General features: G+C 60.6%; 12 protein-coding genes and 1 pseudogene. 5 read left to right on the top strand and 8 right to left on the bottom strand.

Annotated elements, in window-relative coordinates; translation table 11 throughout:
- Positions 1 to 261: 261 nt before the first annotated feature.
- Entirely contained in the window at positions 262 to 669 is a 408-nt protein-coding gene (locus tag AC1DRN_RS03855; protein ID WP_007986797.1) for an HPF/RaiA family ribosome-associated protein, read from the bottom strand.
- 214 nt (positions 670 to 883) lie between these two features.
- Positions 884 to 1831, bottom strand: a complete 948-nt coding sequence (locus AC1DRN_RS03850; RefSeq protein ID WP_008046773.1) for a LysR substrate-binding domain-containing protein — start codon at positions 1829 to 1831, stop codon at positions 884 to 886.
- 135 nt (positions 1832 to 1966) lie between these two features.
- On the opposite strand from AC1DRN_RS03850, the gene AC1DRN_RS03845 reads away from it, so the two are divergent.
- Positions 1967 to 3343: an L-serine ammonia-lyase gene (locus AC1DRN_RS03845; RefSeq protein WP_223463380.1), complete on the top strand. Its 1377-nt coding sequence runs from the start codon at positions 1967 to 1969 to the stop codon at positions 3341 to 3343.
- A gap of 309 nt (positions 3344 to 3652) precedes the next feature.
- On the top strand, positions 3653 to 3970 hold the full coding sequence (locus tag AC1DRN_RS03840; protein WP_115948075.1) for a DUF3509 domain-containing protein: 318 nt from the start codon (positions 3653 to 3655) through the stop codon (positions 3968 to 3970).
- On the opposite strand, the gene AC1DRN_RS03835 is transcribed toward AC1DRN_RS03840, so the two are convergent.
- The gene (locus AC1DRN_RS03835; RefSeq protein WP_108218253.1) at positions 3967 to 4467 is read right to left on the bottom strand and encodes a phosphate-starvation-inducible protein PsiE; all 501 of its coding nucleotides are present in this window, start codon (positions 4465 to 4467) and stop codon (positions 3967 to 3969) included. The genes AC1DRN_RS03840 and AC1DRN_RS03835 overlap by 4 nt on opposite strands.
- A gap of 320 nt (positions 4468 to 4787) precedes the next feature.
- Here AC1DRN_RS03835 and AC1DRN_RS03830 point away from each other — a divergent pair.
- Positions 4788 to 5027: pseudogene (locus tag AC1DRN_RS03830) on the top strand (YebG family protein); the annotation flags it as partial.
- A 188-nt stretch (positions 5028 to 5215) separates the two neighbouring features.
- Here the strand turns inward: AC1DRN_RS03830 and AC1DRN_RS03825 are convergent.
- Positions 5216 to 6235, bottom strand: coding sequence for a Glu/Leu/Phe/Val dehydrogenase family protein (locus tag AC1DRN_RS03825; protein ID WP_223463381.1), 1020 nt, complete (start codon positions 6233 to 6235; stop codon positions 5216 to 5218).
- Positions 6236 to 6418: 183 nt separating this feature from the next.
- On the opposite strand from AC1DRN_RS03825, the gene AC1DRN_RS03820 reads away from it, so the two are divergent.
- Positions 6419 to 7222, top strand: a complete 804-nt coding sequence (locus AC1DRN_RS03820) for a SirB1 family protein (protein WP_223463382.1) — start codon at positions 6419 to 6421, stop codon at positions 7220 to 7222.
- An 87-nt stretch (positions 7223 to 7309) separates the two neighbouring features.
- On the opposite strand, the gene maiA is transcribed toward AC1DRN_RS03820, so the two are convergent.
- Genes maiA through hmgA form a run of 3 tightly spaced genes read right to left on the bottom strand, consistent with a single transcriptional unit; the run spans position 7310 to position 10570 of the window.
- Complete coding sequence (maiA, locus tag AC1DRN_RS03815) at positions 7310 to 7945, bottom strand: maleylacetoacetate isomerase (RefSeq protein WP_223463383.1); 636 nt, start codon at positions 7943 to 7945, stop codon at positions 7310 to 7312.
- A gap of 12 nt (positions 7946 to 7957) precedes the next feature.
- Positions 7958 to 9262 (bottom strand): fumarylacetoacetase, encoded by a 1305-nt coding sequence (gene fahA / locus AC1DRN_RS03810; protein ID WP_223463384.1) that lies wholly within the window; start codon positions 9260 to 9262, stop codon positions 7958 to 7960.
- A 3-nt stretch (positions 9263 to 9265) separates the two neighbouring features.
- Positions 9266 to 10570, bottom strand: a complete 1305-nt coding sequence (hmgA, locus tag AC1DRN_RS03805) for a homogentisate 1,2-dioxygenase (protein WP_223463385.1) — start codon at positions 10568 to 10570, stop codon at positions 9266 to 9268.
- A 162-nt stretch (positions 10571 to 10732) separates the two neighbouring features.
- Between hmgA and AC1DRN_RS03800 the strand changes: the two genes are divergently transcribed.
- Complete coding sequence (locus tag AC1DRN_RS03800; RefSeq protein WP_223463386.1) at positions 10733 to 11530, top strand: IclR family transcriptional regulator; 798 nt, start codon at positions 10733 to 10735, stop codon at positions 11528 to 11530.
- A 15-nt stretch (positions 11531 to 11545) separates the two neighbouring features.
- Here the strand turns inward: AC1DRN_RS03800 and AC1DRN_RS03795 are convergent, their stop codons facing one another.
- Complete coding sequence (locus AC1DRN_RS03795) at positions 11546 to 14089, bottom strand: LuxR C-terminal-related transcriptional regulator (protein ID WP_223463387.1); 2544 nt, start codon at positions 14087 to 14089, stop codon at positions 11546 to 11548.
- Positions 14090 to 14205: the final 116 nt, after the last annotated feature.

Genomic DNA, 14205 nt, shown 5'->3' with positions numbered 1-14205 from the left:
GCCTCTATCCGCTTCCTGTTCGTCAGGCCAGCATTTTGCCTCGGGCTTCCTTCAGATTCGCAGTCACCCGCGACACCCTTGCCTCTGGCTAACACTTCCCCTTGCCGGGTGTGTAGAGGACTTTCACCTCCAAGTCACCAGCGAGGCCACCACAGCCAAGCTGGTTGCGCTTACGCGCAACGCGCCATGCCTGGCGCACAAACAAAACGGGCCTGCAATGCAGGCCCGTTTTCATGGGAAGGTAAAAAAGTGAATCAGGTGTCAGCCGTTAAGTGCTGCCTGTTCGTTCTCAAGAAACTCTTCTTCCAGCAGATGGTCGGCATGGGCGCCACTCTCGATGGGCACCACATTGGCTCGTTTGCCGCGCAATTTGCCGAACATATGCTCCAGCGCATGTTCAAGCTTGGTGGCCGCTCCGTCGATCGCCTGCTCCATGGTGGAGGCTTTATGGGTGACGGAAACCGGTTGATGGCCTTTTGGCCGCGCCTCCAGTTGGCAGCGCATGTCGTGGGGACCCGGCTTGTCGCCGTTCTCGTCCCGCAGGTGAACCTCGACTCGTGTCAGGTCCTCTTCGTAGCGTTCGAGCGTGCTCTCAATGGTCGTACGTACCCACTCCTCCAGTCGTTTACTGCCTTGAATATGGTTATCGCTATTGACTTGGATTTGCATAGTTCATCCCTTATTTCAGCTAGCTCGCGAGAGGCCGGTCAGCTAAGCCCTTGGGCGTCGTCACCGTGACCTCTTACTTACACAATCGGTCTGTACGCTGAACAATTCAACCCCTGAAAAAAGATAAATATTCATACGCAAAAAAAGCCGGACAACGAGCAAAAGCACTGTTACTGTCGGGAGTTGGGTCGCCCTGCTCTTACGTAATAATTGCTCACATTTGCCGCTCCCCCAACGGGTGCAAGCTGCGAAAAGCGCCCGCCTCCTCCACCAACCAATCGTGCACCGCGCGCACACCCGGATGGCTCAATGCCCCTGGTGCGTAAAGCAGCATGTAGCGCTTGTGATTGGGCACCGCCAGGCCGAACGGCACGATCAACGCCCCACGCTCCAGCTCATCGTTGAGCAGTGTCCGTCGGGCAATCGCCACCCCCATCCCGGCGATGGCCGCTTCGATCGTCAGGTGATTGCGATTGAAGGTATGCCCGCGTCGCACATCCGCCCCCTCGAAGCCGATGGCGTTGAGGTAAAACTCCCATTCCGCGTACTCATAGCTGCCGCGCCAGGCGGTGATGTCGTGCAGCAAGGGGAAGTGCATCAGGTCTGCCGGACCGTGCAGCGGCGGACGACCGCGCAACAGGCTCGGCGCGCACACCGGAAAAATCTGCTCATCGAGCAAGGCTGTGGATAACAGGCCGGGGTAACTGCCGTCGTTCAGGTCGATCGCCAGGTCGAAGTCGCCTTCATGCAACGGTACGCTGCTGTCCTCGGCTACCAGGCGCAACTGAATATCCGGAAAACGCTGCTGCAAACGCGGCAGGCGTGGCGTCAGCCATTTGCTCAGGAACGACGGAATCGAACGTACCCGCAGAATCCCGCTGATCATGCCCGCATCCAGTCGCCGCAATTCCGCGTCGATGCTGCCAAATGCCTCGTTGACGGTAATGGCCAGGCGCTGGCCCTCGGCGCTCAGCTCGACTCCGCGGGCGCGGCGGTGAAACAGGCGAAAACCCAGGCGCTCTTCCAGCTGGCGGATCTGCTGGCTGACGGCTCCCGGGGTGATGTGCAGCTCCTCGGCGCAACGGGTGAACGACAAGTGCCGCGCGGCACAGGCAAACACGTTCAGCCAGACATACGTCTGGGCGTGTAATTGACGACTCATCGTTTAGTCCTGCTAAAGGATGTCTTAGGAATTTTCGTTGGTCACGTAGGACCTTGGCAGGCAGTATCGCCGACATTGCGCTTGTCCTACAAAAATGGCGGCGATTCCTCTTCCATTGCTTGTATAGGCTTTAGCATGGCTATCAGTGTTTTCGATCTCTTCAAAGTCGGCATCGGCCCGTCCAGTTCCCATACCGTCGGTCCGATGCGCGCCGCCGCAACCTTTGCCCAAGCGCTGGTCGATCAGGGTTTTCTGGCTGATGTGCGACGAGTGGAAATCCGCCTCTACGGTTCTCTGTCAGCGACCGGTGTCGGCCACGCAACGGACCGCGCCTGCGTCATGGGCCTGATGGGCGAATGGCCCGACCGCATCGATCCCACCACCATCGACAGCCGCATTCACACCCTGCGCGAAACCGGTCAGTTGCCTCTGGCAGGCATTGCGGACATTGCCTTCGACTGGCAACGCGATCTCCTGCTGCTAGACGAAAGCCTGCCCTACCACCCCAACGCCATGTCCCTGACAGCTTTCGGTGAAACCGGCCAATTGTTCGAGCAAACGTACTACTCGGTTGGCGGAGGTTTCATCATTGAAGCGGCTGAAGCCGAATCCGGTATCGCACCGGCTGGCGATGTGGTGCTGCCTTACGATTTCTCCAGCGCCGCCGAGCTGCTCAAACTGTGCAACCAGCACGGGCTGCGGGTGAGCGAACTGATGATGGCCAACGAACGGGCTTGGCGCAGTGACACGCAGATCCGCCAGGGCCTGCTGAATATCTGGTCGGTGATGCGTGAATGCGTCGAGCAAGGCTTGCGCCACGAAGGCGTCCTGCCCGGCGGTCTGAATGTTCCACGTCGAGCAGCGAAACTGCATCGCAGCCTGCAGGAAATCGGCAAGCCGAATGTCATTACGTCCACTTTGTCGGCAATGGAATGGGTCAACCTGTACGCCCTTGCCGTCAACGAAGAAAACGCAGCCGGCGGGCGCATGGTCACGGCGCCGACCAACGGCGCGGCAGGGATCATTCCGGCGGTGCTGCACTACTACATGAAATTCAATGCCGATGCGTCTGACGACGACGTAGTCGCGTTCTTCCTGGGTGCAGCGGCCGTCGGCATCCTGTGCAAGAAAAACGCTTCGATCTCCGGGGCCGAAGTCGGTTGTCAGGGTGAAGTCGGCTCCGCCTGCGCCATGGCCGCCGCGGGCTTGGCAGAGGTGCTTGGCGCCACCCCGGAGCAGCTGGAAAACGCCGCCGAAATCGGCCTRGAACACAACCTCGGCCTCACCTGCGACCCGGTTGGCGGACTGGTGCAAGTGCCGTGCATCGAGCGCAACGCAATCGCCGCAGTGAAAGCCATCAACGCCACGCAAATGGCCCTGCGTGGCGACGGCCAGCACTTCATTTCCCTGGACCGGGTGATTCGCACCATGCGCGACACCGGCGCCGACATGCACGACAAGTACAAAGAGACTTCACGGGGCGGACTGGCGGTGAACTGGGTGGAATGTTGATCGCTTTGGAGGCACGTCGAGGTTTATTGCCCTGAAACGTGCAGAAAACGCGGCCCCCGTAGGAGCGAGCTTGCTCGCGATGGTTGTGAACGATAACGCGCCAAACCAGATGGTTTGCGGCGCCTGAAGGTTATTCGCGAGCAGGCTCGCTCCTACAGAACGTGTTTTCTGTCCGACAATTTTGTCGGCATGCCCCTTGCTACATCCTTGCTGGAACAATGATGGCGAGATGACCGGTGGTCAGGCATTGCGAACCAACCCGATCACGGCCGGTCAACAACTGCACGTTCAATCAGGCGGTGACGCATCATGGACAACCCTTTCCAGCTCATTACCGATGCTTTTGCAGCGGATTACCAGATCAACCTGAGCATTCAAGGCCTGGACGGCAGCATCATGCTGACGCTTTCCAACAGTGGCCGCGTGGTGGCCAAACGCATGATCAGCGCCGAACAACGCAATGACCCCCAACGTCTCAAGCGTCTGGTTCAAAGCATTCAATTCGGCATTGCCATCGAACAAGGCGACAGTGCCGTGGCCATCCTCGAATCCATGACCGATGGCGGCACGCGCAACCTGCCGCCACCCTCCACCAAAGGCCGGCCCCGACCCGCCATTGGGCTTTAAAGCTCGCCCTTTTCTACTTCCGGATGCTCACTGGAGCCCGCACCTGTTTTGCGGTGTGGGTTCTCGATCTTCACCGAAGGAAATTGCGACGAAGCGTAACGCACCACCAGAATCGCAAACGCCAGCAGCAGAATCCCGCCGCACAGGTAGATGATCCCCAGGTCCGGCGGGTTGTGGTGCGAAACGTTGGAGATCAGCAGCCGCGTCAGCGCGGTGATCGCCACGTAAATCAGGAAGCGCACCGGCATGTGATTGGTCTTGAAGTAAATCCCGACCATCGCTCCCAGTTCCAGATAGATGAACAGCAGCAAGATGTCATCGATCTTGATGTGCCCCTCCTCGATCATCCCGAGGAATTCCATCACCGCCGCCCACGCGGTCACCGCACCAATGGCGAACAGCGCCAGGTAGTGGAAGGTTTCGACGAACAGATTGCCCAGGGACTCGGCCAGTCCATGTACGTTCTGCCGCAGTTTTTCGGCCCAGTTGATTTTCACGATGCTGCTTCCTTAGGTCGGCTCGACCGGATGATGCGGGTTGGACGTGACGGTTTTTCTGCATGCAGAAAAAAGGCCAGAGGCTGTTGAGTGAGATGAGGATGGTCTGCCGCTGGACACTTTTGTGGCCATTTCACCGGCCTCTTCGTCGGAACGCCGCCCGGACCAAGCCCGCTCCCACAGGCAACAGTGCAAATCCGGATTTCCGGTCTACATTAAAAAGCCACTACCCAAAAGACAGGGATTCGCTTATCCTTTTGGCTGTATATAAATACAGTAGTCGAAATCGACAACCAATGTGAAGGCATGTGAGGTGGTGAATGGCCGTCGAAGTGGTATACCGCAGCAGCCGAGATCTGGAGCGCTTGTTCATGGATAAAGCCGAAGCTGACCGTCATGACAAAATGCTCGAACTGGCCGAATTGCTGGCTGAAGTATTGCAAAAAGCCGTTCCGTCCCTGACCGAGCAGCAAGTGGAAGAAGCCGGGATCTACATGGCGAAGAATCGCGACGTGTTCGCCAAGGCGTTCAAGAGCCAGCCGGACGCTCTGTCCGAATTGCTCAGCGCACCGGTTGAAGTCGCAGAACCTGTCGCAGCGCTCGAGGTCGTTGAAGCCGCTGAGCCGATCGTCCCGGCCAAGCCTGCCAAGGCCCCCAAAGCCGCCAAGTAGGCACAGCCCGAATTGAACAGGCCCTGAGTCGAATGACCCAGGGCCTTTTTCATGCCTGTGGAAAACTCATGCCTGACTCACCGGTACAACACTTTCTCCGCCAACTCATCGGCCACCCGTGCGGGAGAGCGTTTTTCCGCCTGGGCGTGGGCGAACACTTCGGTCAGGCGCGTGCTGATTTTCGACAGGTGCGCGGTGATGGTCGACAGTCCTTCCCCTCGGTGCTTGAGCGACACGTAAATCAGCCCGCCAGCGTTGATCACGTAATCCGGCGCATACAGGATGCCACGGCGCTCCAGTTGGTCGGCGACGTCCAGATGCGTCAGCTGATTGTTCGCCGAACCGGCCACCGCCGAGCAGCGCAATTGCGTCACGGTATGGCTGTTGAGTACACCGCCCAGGCCGCAGGGCGCGAGGATATCGCAAGGTGTGCTGAGCAGCGCTTCGTTGGCAATCGGGTGCGCACCGAGTTGCTCCATGGCCAATTGCACCTTGCCGTGATCGATATCGCTGACCAGCAGTTCGGCTCCGGCGGCGTGCAACTGCTCCGCCAGGGCATAGCCGACATTGCCCAAGCCTTGAATCGCTACGCGCAAACCTTCGAGATTATCGCTACCCAACCGCGCCATGGCAGTGGCGCGAATGCCGGTGAATACGCCCATTGCCGCATGGGGCGCCGGGTCTCCCGCCGACGTGGTGCTGGTGACGTGCTGGGTCTGTTGGGCGATGCAATCCATGTCCGCTACCGAAGTGCCGCTGTCGATGGCGGTGATGTAGCGACCATCAAGCTGATTGATGCAGCGCCCGAAGGCTTCGAACAGCGCACCGCGGTTTGCAACATGGGCCGGGCGGACAATGACCGCCACACCTCCCCCCTGCGCCAGCCCGGCCAGCGCAGCCTTGTAGCTCATGCCCTGGGCCAGGCGCACAGCATCCTCGATCGCGGATTCGTCGCTGGGGTAGGCAAGGTAACGACAACCACCCAGGGCAGGCCCCAGACGGCTGTTATGAATGGCAATGACCGCCTTCAACCCGGTGACCGAGTCGACGCTCAGATGCAGCGATTCAAGGCGGGTGCTTTGCATGAGAGCGAACATCGTAAGGCTCCCGAATCACTTCTTGTAGACGCCAGTATAGGCTTGCGCCCAAAAATTGCAGAAGCGCACCGGAATAAGCACGGCCACGATGCAAGCTTTAGGAAATAACCTGCATTCGACCTTGTACGGCACTGGACGAACGCCGGAGAGGGGGCTAAAACGAGGCATCGCCCGGAGATTTTGATGACCCCGCGCCAATCGTTCTTCGCCTGCCTGCAACGTTCACCGCCCGCGCTGTTCGAGGCGGCACTGTGGATTGCGGTCGAGCACGACAACGAGGTGGAGCCGCAAGCACTGCTGGCCGATTTCCAGGCGTTGCAGCAACGGGTCAGTGGCGGCTTGCCGATGCTGCCGGTCAGTGAACTGGCCCAGCCGCTACTGCGGCGCATGAACGACCTTGGCTTCGCCCAGGACGATTTCACGCCGTTACGCCCCCAAGTGGCCCTGTTGAACAAGGTACTGGAACGCCGAAGAGGCCAACCCTTGACGCTGGGGCTGATTGCGCTGGAGTTGGCCAGGGGTCTGGAGATTCCCCTGGTCGGGGTCAACTTCCCCGGGCATTTCCTGCTGCGGGTGCCGGGCGCCGACCATTTGCTCGATCCCTGCGGCGGTCGTCGCCTTTATCCGAACGATTGTCGGGAGTTGTTGCAGCGCCAGTACGGCCCGAACATAAAGCTCAGCGCCGAGCACCTCGCAACCGCCGAGCCGGCGCAGATGCTGCAACGGCTGTCGCGCAACCTGCGCCAGTTGTACCTGTCCCACGACGATTTCATCAATGCCTTGATCGACGCCGATCGCGTCCTGGAACTGGGTGACGCCAGTGCCTCCGACTATCTGGCCCGGGCCAGCCTGTACCAGCGGCTGGACTGCCCGAACGCCGAGCGTTTTGACCTGGAGCACGCACTGCTGCTCAGCGACGATCCGATCCAGCGGATTCGCCTGACGGAACGGTTGGGGCATCTGCCGCCCAATTCCATCGTCCATTAAAAGCAAAAGATCGCAGTCTGCGGCAGCTCCTACGAGGATGGGGGTAGGAGCTGCCGCAGRCTGCGATCTTTTGATCCGGCTTCTGACTCAAGGCGTGTCTGGCTGGTTCGCCGGATGCGCCTTGATGAACGCCGGGTGCGTCGCCGCCAATGCCGCCACTCGCCGGATTCGCGGGTAAGCTTCAAGAGAAACACTGAAACGCTCGGCTGCGTACAGCTGCGGGATCAAGTAGACGTCCGCCAACCCAGGCTCGGGGCCGAAGCAGTAACCGTCATCCCCGATCAACTGCTCAATCGTGGCCAACCCTTGGCCGATCCAGTGGCCGATCCACTCCACCACCTGCGGTTCGTCGTGGCCCGACTGGCGCAGCCGATTGAGCACGCTGACGTTGTGCAACGGGTGCACATCGCAGCCGATCACTGCCGCTACGCCGCGTTCGTGTGCGCGGGCAGTCAGGTCCCTGGACAGCAGCGGCACCTGTGGATAACGCTCCTCCAGGTATTCGATGATCGCGGGAGACTGGATCAGCAATTCGCCTTCATCGGTGCGCAAGGCCGGCACGCGGCCCTGCGGGTTGATACCCAGATAAGGTGGCTGCCGATGCTCACCACCCTGCGGTGCGATCAGATTGACTGGCAAGGATCGATAATCCAGGCCCTTGAGTGCCAAAGCGATACGCACCCGGTACGAAGACGTCGAACGGTAGTAGGTATAGAGTTCCATGCCCCACTCCTCTCAGCGTGCCGGCAGCACTTTGCCGCGGCACTCGCCAAAGCCAATGGAAGCGAAACCGTCGCGGCGGCAACGTCCGCGCAGGATGATTTCGTCACCGTCTTCAAGGAATTTACGCACCTCGCCCGAGGCCAGTTCGATCGGCTTTTTACCGCCTTCGGTGATTTCCAGCAGGCTGCCGAACTGGCCGTTTTCCGGTCCCGACAAGGTACCCGAGCCGAACAAGTCGCCAGCCTGCAATTGGCAACCATTGACGCTGTGGTGCGCCACCATCTGTGCCACGGTCCAGTACATGTGCCCGGTGTTGCTCAAGGTCAGGCGATGGGCTGGCAGGTTCTGTTCACGCATGGCCTCGGTGAGCAGCAGCACTTCCAGTTCGATGTCGAACGCGCCAGCGGCCTGATCGCGCTTGTCGAACAGGTACGGTAGCGGCTGCGGATCGCCTTGCGGACGCGCAGGCTGGGCGCGACGAAATGGTTCCAGCGCTTCGGCGGTGACGACCCACGGCGAGATGCTGGTGATGAAGCTCTTCGACAGGAACGGGCCCAGCGGCTGGTATTCCCAGGCCTGGATGTCCCGTGCCGACCAGTCGTTGAGCAGGCAGAAACCGGCGATGTGATCGGCGGCGTCGCCAATGGCAATCGAGTCGCCCATGTCGTTGCCCTGACCAATCCAGATGCCCAGTTCCAGTTCGTAGTCCAGGCGCGCGCAAGGGCCGAACGTCGGCTCGCTCTGACCGGCCGGCAACGTCTGGCCTTTCGGGCGGCGCACATCGGTACCGGACGGGCGAATGGTCGACGCGCGACCGTGGTAGCCGATTGGCACGTACTTGTAGTTCGGCAGCAACGGGTTGTCGGGACGGAACAGTTTGCCGACGTTCTGGGCGTGCTCGATGCCGACGTAGAAGTCGGTGTAATCGTTGATTTTCGCTGGCAGGTGCATCTCGCAATCCGCCGCCAGCGGCAGCAGTTTTGCGCCCAGGGCTTCGATCTTGCCGTGCAGGGTGCTGCCCTCGGCGAACAGTTCCAGCAAACGCTCGCGCAAGGCGACGCGAGCCTCGCGGCCCAGTTCGAAGAACGCATTCAACTGACCGCCACGGGTGGCCTCGACCGCAGCCTTCGCTGCGCCATCGAACAACCCGGCCTCCAGGGCCGCTTGTAGATCAAAGATATGTTCGCCAATGGCCACGCCGCTGCGCGGTGCCGAGCCGTTGAGGCTGAACACGCCCAGCGGCAGGTTTTGCAGGGGGAAATCAGCATGGCCGTTGGCGGATGCAACCCAGCTGCGAGTGATGGAAGTCTGCGTCATGGGTTATCTCCGGGTCGGGTCGAAAGTGGCGGGCAGCGTGGCCCAGCAGGCATCGTAAGTGTTTTGCAGTTGTGGGCAATCGAGGGCGAAACGGCTTGGGCGCAACACCTGGCTCGTCTCGAACATGAACGCCATGGTGTTGTCGATTTTCGCCGGTTTGAGGTCCGCGTTGATCGCTTTGGTGCAAGTCTCACCGTCGGGACCGTGGGCGCTCATACAGCTGTGCAACGAAGCACCGCCGGGCACAAAGCCTTCGGCCTTGGCGTCGTATTCGCCCTGGATCAAACCCATGAATTCGTTCATCAGGTTGCGATGGAACCACGGCGGACGGAAGGTTTTCTCGGCCACCATCCAGCGCGGCGGGAAGATCACGAAGTCGAGGTTGGCCAAGCCGTGAACGCTGGTCGGCGAGGTCAGAACGGTAAAGATCGACGGATCAGGGTGATCGAAACTGACGGTGCCGATGGTGTTGAAACGGCGCAGGTCATATTTGTACGGTACGTTGTTACCGTGCCAGGCGACCACGTTGAGCGGCGAATGATTGAGCTCGCAGGCCCACAGCTGGCCGAGGAACTTCTGCACCAGCGTGGTGGGTTGTTGCAGGTTTTCGTAGGCCGCCACCGGGGTCAGGAAGTCCCGCGGATTGGCCAGGCCATTGCTGCCAATCGGCCCCAGGTCCGGAAGACGCAGCGGCGCACCATGGTTTTCGGCGACGTAACCGCGGGCTTGCGGATCGAGCAGTTCAATGCGGAATTTAAGGCCGCGTGGCAGTACGGCAACTTCCAGCGGTTCCAGTTCAAGCACGCCTAGTTCGGTGGCAATGCGCAGGCGCCCCAGTTCAGGCACCAGCAACATCTCGCCGTCGGCGTTGAAGAACACACGCTCCATGGAACGGTTGGCGCGGTAGTTGTAGATGCTGATCCCGGCCGGTTTTTCCGCGCCCGAGTTGGCCGCCATGCTCACCAGACCATCGATGAAATCGGTCGGCTCGGCGGGAATGTCCAGCGGGTTCCAGCGCAAGCGATTGGGGGTTACGTCGCCCAGCGGGCCGCCGGACAGTTGCCGGTCAAGCTTGACGAATGCCGGGTGATTGGCCGACGGCTGAATGCGGTACATCCAGGTGCGCCGCGCCTCGCTGCGCGGCATGGTGAACGCCGTGCCGGAGAACAGTTCGGTGTAGAGGCCGTACGGGGCTTTTTGCGGGGAGTTCTGGCCGACGGGCAGTGCGCCGGGCAACGCTTCGCTGCTGAATTCGTTGCCGAAGCCTGACAGGTAGGCCAGCGCTGGCGTCGTTGAATCGGGGTTCATGGAGCCTCCTGAACAGGGAGTCGGCAATGCCGGTCACCCTTTGGAAGAGTTACTGGCCTGCCTCGGTTATTTTTATCGTAATTAGATTACGCATAACGTAATTTGATTGGTATTGACCGTCAAGCTATAAAGACGCCCATTCGTCCCGGGATCCCAGCCACCATGGAAAAAACCAGCGACAACAACGGTAAACAGAAAGTCCGCTCGGCCGAGGTTGGCACCGACATCCTCAAGGCGTTGGCCGAGTTGTCGCCTTCGACTTCGCTGTCGCGCCTGGCTGAACACGTGCAGATGCCGGCGAGCAAGGTTCACCGCTATTTGCAGGCGCTGATCGCCAGCGGATTCGCCGAGCAGAACGCTGCGACCAACCATTACGGGCTTGGCCGCGAAGCCTTGCGCGTAGGGTTGGCGGCACTCAACAGTATGGACGTGCTGAAAGTCGCCGCCCTGCCCCTGGCTGAACTGCGCGACGACTTGAACGAAACCTGTTTTCTGGCGGTATGGGGTAACCAGGGCGCGACCGTGGTGCATATCGAACCGGCGGTGCGTGCGGTGACGGTGGTGACACAACTGGGCTCGGTGTTGCCATTGCTCAGTTCTTCGACGGGACTGGTGTTTGGCGCCTACCTGCCCAGGCGTGAAACCGTGGACCTGCGCGATCAGGAGTTGCAGAGCAGCGCCACCCACAGCTTGGCGGATGATCAGGCGTACACGACGATGTGCGAACAGATCCGCCAACGGGGCCTGCATCATGTGCATGGATTGCTGATGCCCGGTGTGGATGCCTTGTCGGCACCGGTATTCAACGCCATGGGCAAGATTGCCGCAGTACTGACGGTGGTCGGGCCGACCTCGCTGTTCCATGCCGATGAAAACGGTCCCGCGGCGCAGCGTTTGCTGTCTGCCACACGAGCAGTGAGTTGGCGCATGGGCTATCAGCCAGACGCATTGACAACCTGAACGCAACGGCGCTGATCAGACGGGCAGGATCAGCCCCAGCTTCTTGCCCATCGCCACAGCTTGCGTGCGACGCTCAACCCCCAATTTGCTGTGGATTCTCCGTGCGTGGGTTTTCACCGTATGCAAGGAGATGAACAGTCGCTCGGCAATTTGCTGATTGGAACTGCCTTGGGCAATGAGACCCAGCACCTCAATCTCCCGGGTACTCAGCGGGCTGACATCGGCGAGCATGGCCGTCACCGACTCTTCCCCGCGCAAACGGCTGAGCAAGTTCGGCTGGCGCAGGCCCAGTTCACGCAACGCCTGTTGCCCGTTACAGCGCTTCACCAGCGCCAGGCCCGCCTCCAAAGCCGCCTTGGCCAGCCTGGGCTCCGCGGTCAGGTCCGCCACTTCGCTGATCACCAAATGCAATTCCGTTTCCAGTGCCAGCATGGCGTGCCGTTGCGCGTGATCGAGCAACTCCTGCAGCCGATCCAGCGGCTTTTGCGTCTGTTGCAAATGCATCTGCGCCAACACCAATTGGTACTCGATACGGGCAATCAGCTGAAGTGTGGCTGGTGGCGCCTGACGCGCACGAGGCCCGCGATAGTGACGCAAGACACGGGTCAGCGCCTCACAGGCCAATTCCGGTCGCCCTTGCTGCAACCAGAAATGGCTGCTGATTTGCAGCAGCACCCCGCGATACACCGTATCGGGAATCTGCCGCTGCTGCATCACTCGCTCGGCTTCGCGCAGACGATCAAACGCGAGGGTATAATCGCGCCGATTGGCGGCCATCTGCGCTTGCCCGAGAAAGCCATACAACGCGTGCTTGTCCTGGCTTTGCAGGCAGTCCTCCAGGCCGGACCGGAAGAAACCGGCGGCCAACTCATCTTGTCCCTGACAGAGGGCCAACCGCCCTCGCCGCAGGGCAATTCGCCCCAATAACGGCGTCGGTCGATCAGCCTGTCGGGACAACAAGGCAAAAACTTCAGCCAACAAGCTCTCGGCGCGTCGGGGCGCTCCGCGCATCTCCAGCAACTGCGCGTGATCGAGCTCAAGCAACCCTTCGAACAATAGCGAGCCTTGGGCGCGCGCCAGACACAGCGCCTCACGATTGAACGTCTGCGCCACATCGAGTTCGGCGTTGAGCAAGGCCTGCTGGGTCAGACCCGACAGGCACAACAATCGCACCGGCCAGGCATCGACGCTCAACTCGGCCAGCGCGTCGAGAAAGTGAACGCGGGCCGCCTCCATGCGACCTTGCAAATGCAGCAACCAGCCCTGTTGCGCCTGCCAGCGTGCCAGCAGTTGCCGTTGCAGCGCCTGCGTAGGCTGTGGGGCAAATCGTGCCAGTTGCTCGATGCACGCGGCGGCATGATCGAAGCGCCCGGCAACCAACAACGCCGCGGTAACCAGTCCCACCAATTGCGGTGTAACGAGGGTCAGTTCAGCCTGTTGACGCTCGTGGAGTTTCAACAGCAGACAGATATTTTCACGCCGGAACAAATGCTCGAAGCTGAAGTGCTGCAACAGGCTGACCGCAACTTCGAGCTCCTGCGCCAACAGAGCCTGCTCGAACGCACCTTGCCAGTCTTCTTCGGTGCTGAACCATTGGCACGCGCGGCGATGCCAGGATCGCCCCGCCGGGGACGGTTCTTCACGCATCGCCCGGGCCAGTGGTTCGAAGATCCGCAACCACTCGACGGAGTCTTCCCAGGGTTCAATGAAACAGCCCATTTCCTGCAACGCATGCAGCCACTGCGCGCCCTCACCCGTACCGAAAAGATGCTCGCACAAGCTGGCGTTGAAGCGTGGTAGATGAACCAACACCTGCCAGACCTCGACCAACTCCGGCGGCAAGCTGTTGAACAACTCATGCTGCAGATAATCGAGCAGCGTCGCCGAACGCCCCTGCTCACCCGACCACGGACAACCATTGAGCAACGCGATCCGCACACCAGCGCACCAGCCACCGCTGCGCTCAACTACCCTTTTGGCGGTTTGTGCCGCCAGGGTCGGCTCGACATGACCGAGCAACTGCCCGACTTCGGCCTCGGTAAATGCCAGAGCCCGGCCTTCGCACTCGTACAACTCATCATCCAGCAGCAGCCGCGGCCAGTTGCAGGATGGTCGTCGACGGGAACTCAGCCACCAGCTCAGCGCCGGGCTGGCAACGGCTAACAGGCGATCGAGCATCCGGTCGAGTTCCGGGTTGAGTGCGCGGCAAAAATCGTCGAGAAACAGCCAGGTCGGCGTCTGCAATCGCGCCAGATGCGCCAGCAGCCCTGGCTCATCCGCCGATGGCACCCCCAACGCTTGCGTCAGGCGCAACAGAAAATCGGCTGCACTCAACGACGCCCCCGCCAGCGGCAGCCAATAGACCCGACAGTTCTCCGGTGCACGCAGCAGGCATTCGCTGAGCAACGCGCTCTTGCCACTACCGGCCGGTGCGCAAAGCAACTTCACCCGCGCAGTCGAGGCCAGCATGGGCTCGATCAACCGCTCGCGGGACAGATGATGGGACGACAGTCGGGGCAGGAAACCGGGGCGGTCCAGACAGTGCGTCATTGCAGTCATAGTGATGCGCCTTTTTTATAATTCTGGCGCCACCCTAGACCTCTCCCGAGCGCTTGTTGAAGAAGTATTCAACACACTGATCCCCCACTATAAAAAAGGTGACCGTGAAGTCACCT

It is taken from the genome of Pseudomonas sp. P5_B3, assembly GCF_056400405.1.
This window is presented reverse-complemented; position numbering and strand designations above follow the sequence as displayed.

Coding starts and splice junctions, on each gene's coding strand:
- AC1DRN_RS03825 (WP_223463381.1), bottom strand. CDS start 6,235: ATGTTCGCTCTCATGCAAAGCACCCGCCTTGAATCGCTGCATCTGAGC.
- maiA (WP_223463383.1), bottom strand. CDS start 7,945: ATGGAACTCTATACCTACTACCGTTCGACGTCTTCGTACCGGGTGCGT.
- AC1DRN_RS03795 (WP_223463387.1), bottom strand. CDS start 14,089: ATGACTGCAATGACGCACTGTCTGGACCGCCCCGGTTTCCTGCCCCGA.
- hmgA (WP_223463385.1), bottom strand. CDS start 10,570: ATGAACCCCGATTCAACGACGCCAGCGCTGGCCTACCTGTCAGGCTTC.
- AC1DRN_RS03820 (WP_223463382.1), top strand. CDS start 6,419: ATGACCCCGCGCCAATCGTTCTTCGCCTGCCTGCAACGTTCACCGCCC.
- fahA (WP_223463384.1), bottom strand. CDS start 9,262: ATGACGCAGACTTCCATCACTCGCAGCTGGGTTGCATCCGCCAACGGC.
- AC1DRN_RS03840 (WP_115948075.1), top strand. CDS start 3,653: ATGGACAACCCTTTCCAGCTCATTACCGATGCTTTTGCAGCGGATTAC.
- AC1DRN_RS03855 (WP_007986797.1), bottom strand. CDS start 669: ATGCAAATCCAAGTCAATAGCGATAACCATATTCAAGGCAGTAAACGA.
- AC1DRN_RS03800 (WP_223463386.1), top strand. CDS start 10,733: ATGGAAAAAACCAGCGACAACAACGGTAAACAGAAAGTCCGCTCGGCC.
- AC1DRN_RS03850 (WP_008046773.1), bottom strand. CDS start 1,831: ATGAGTCGTCAATTACACGCCCAGACGTATGTCTGGCTGAACGTGTTT.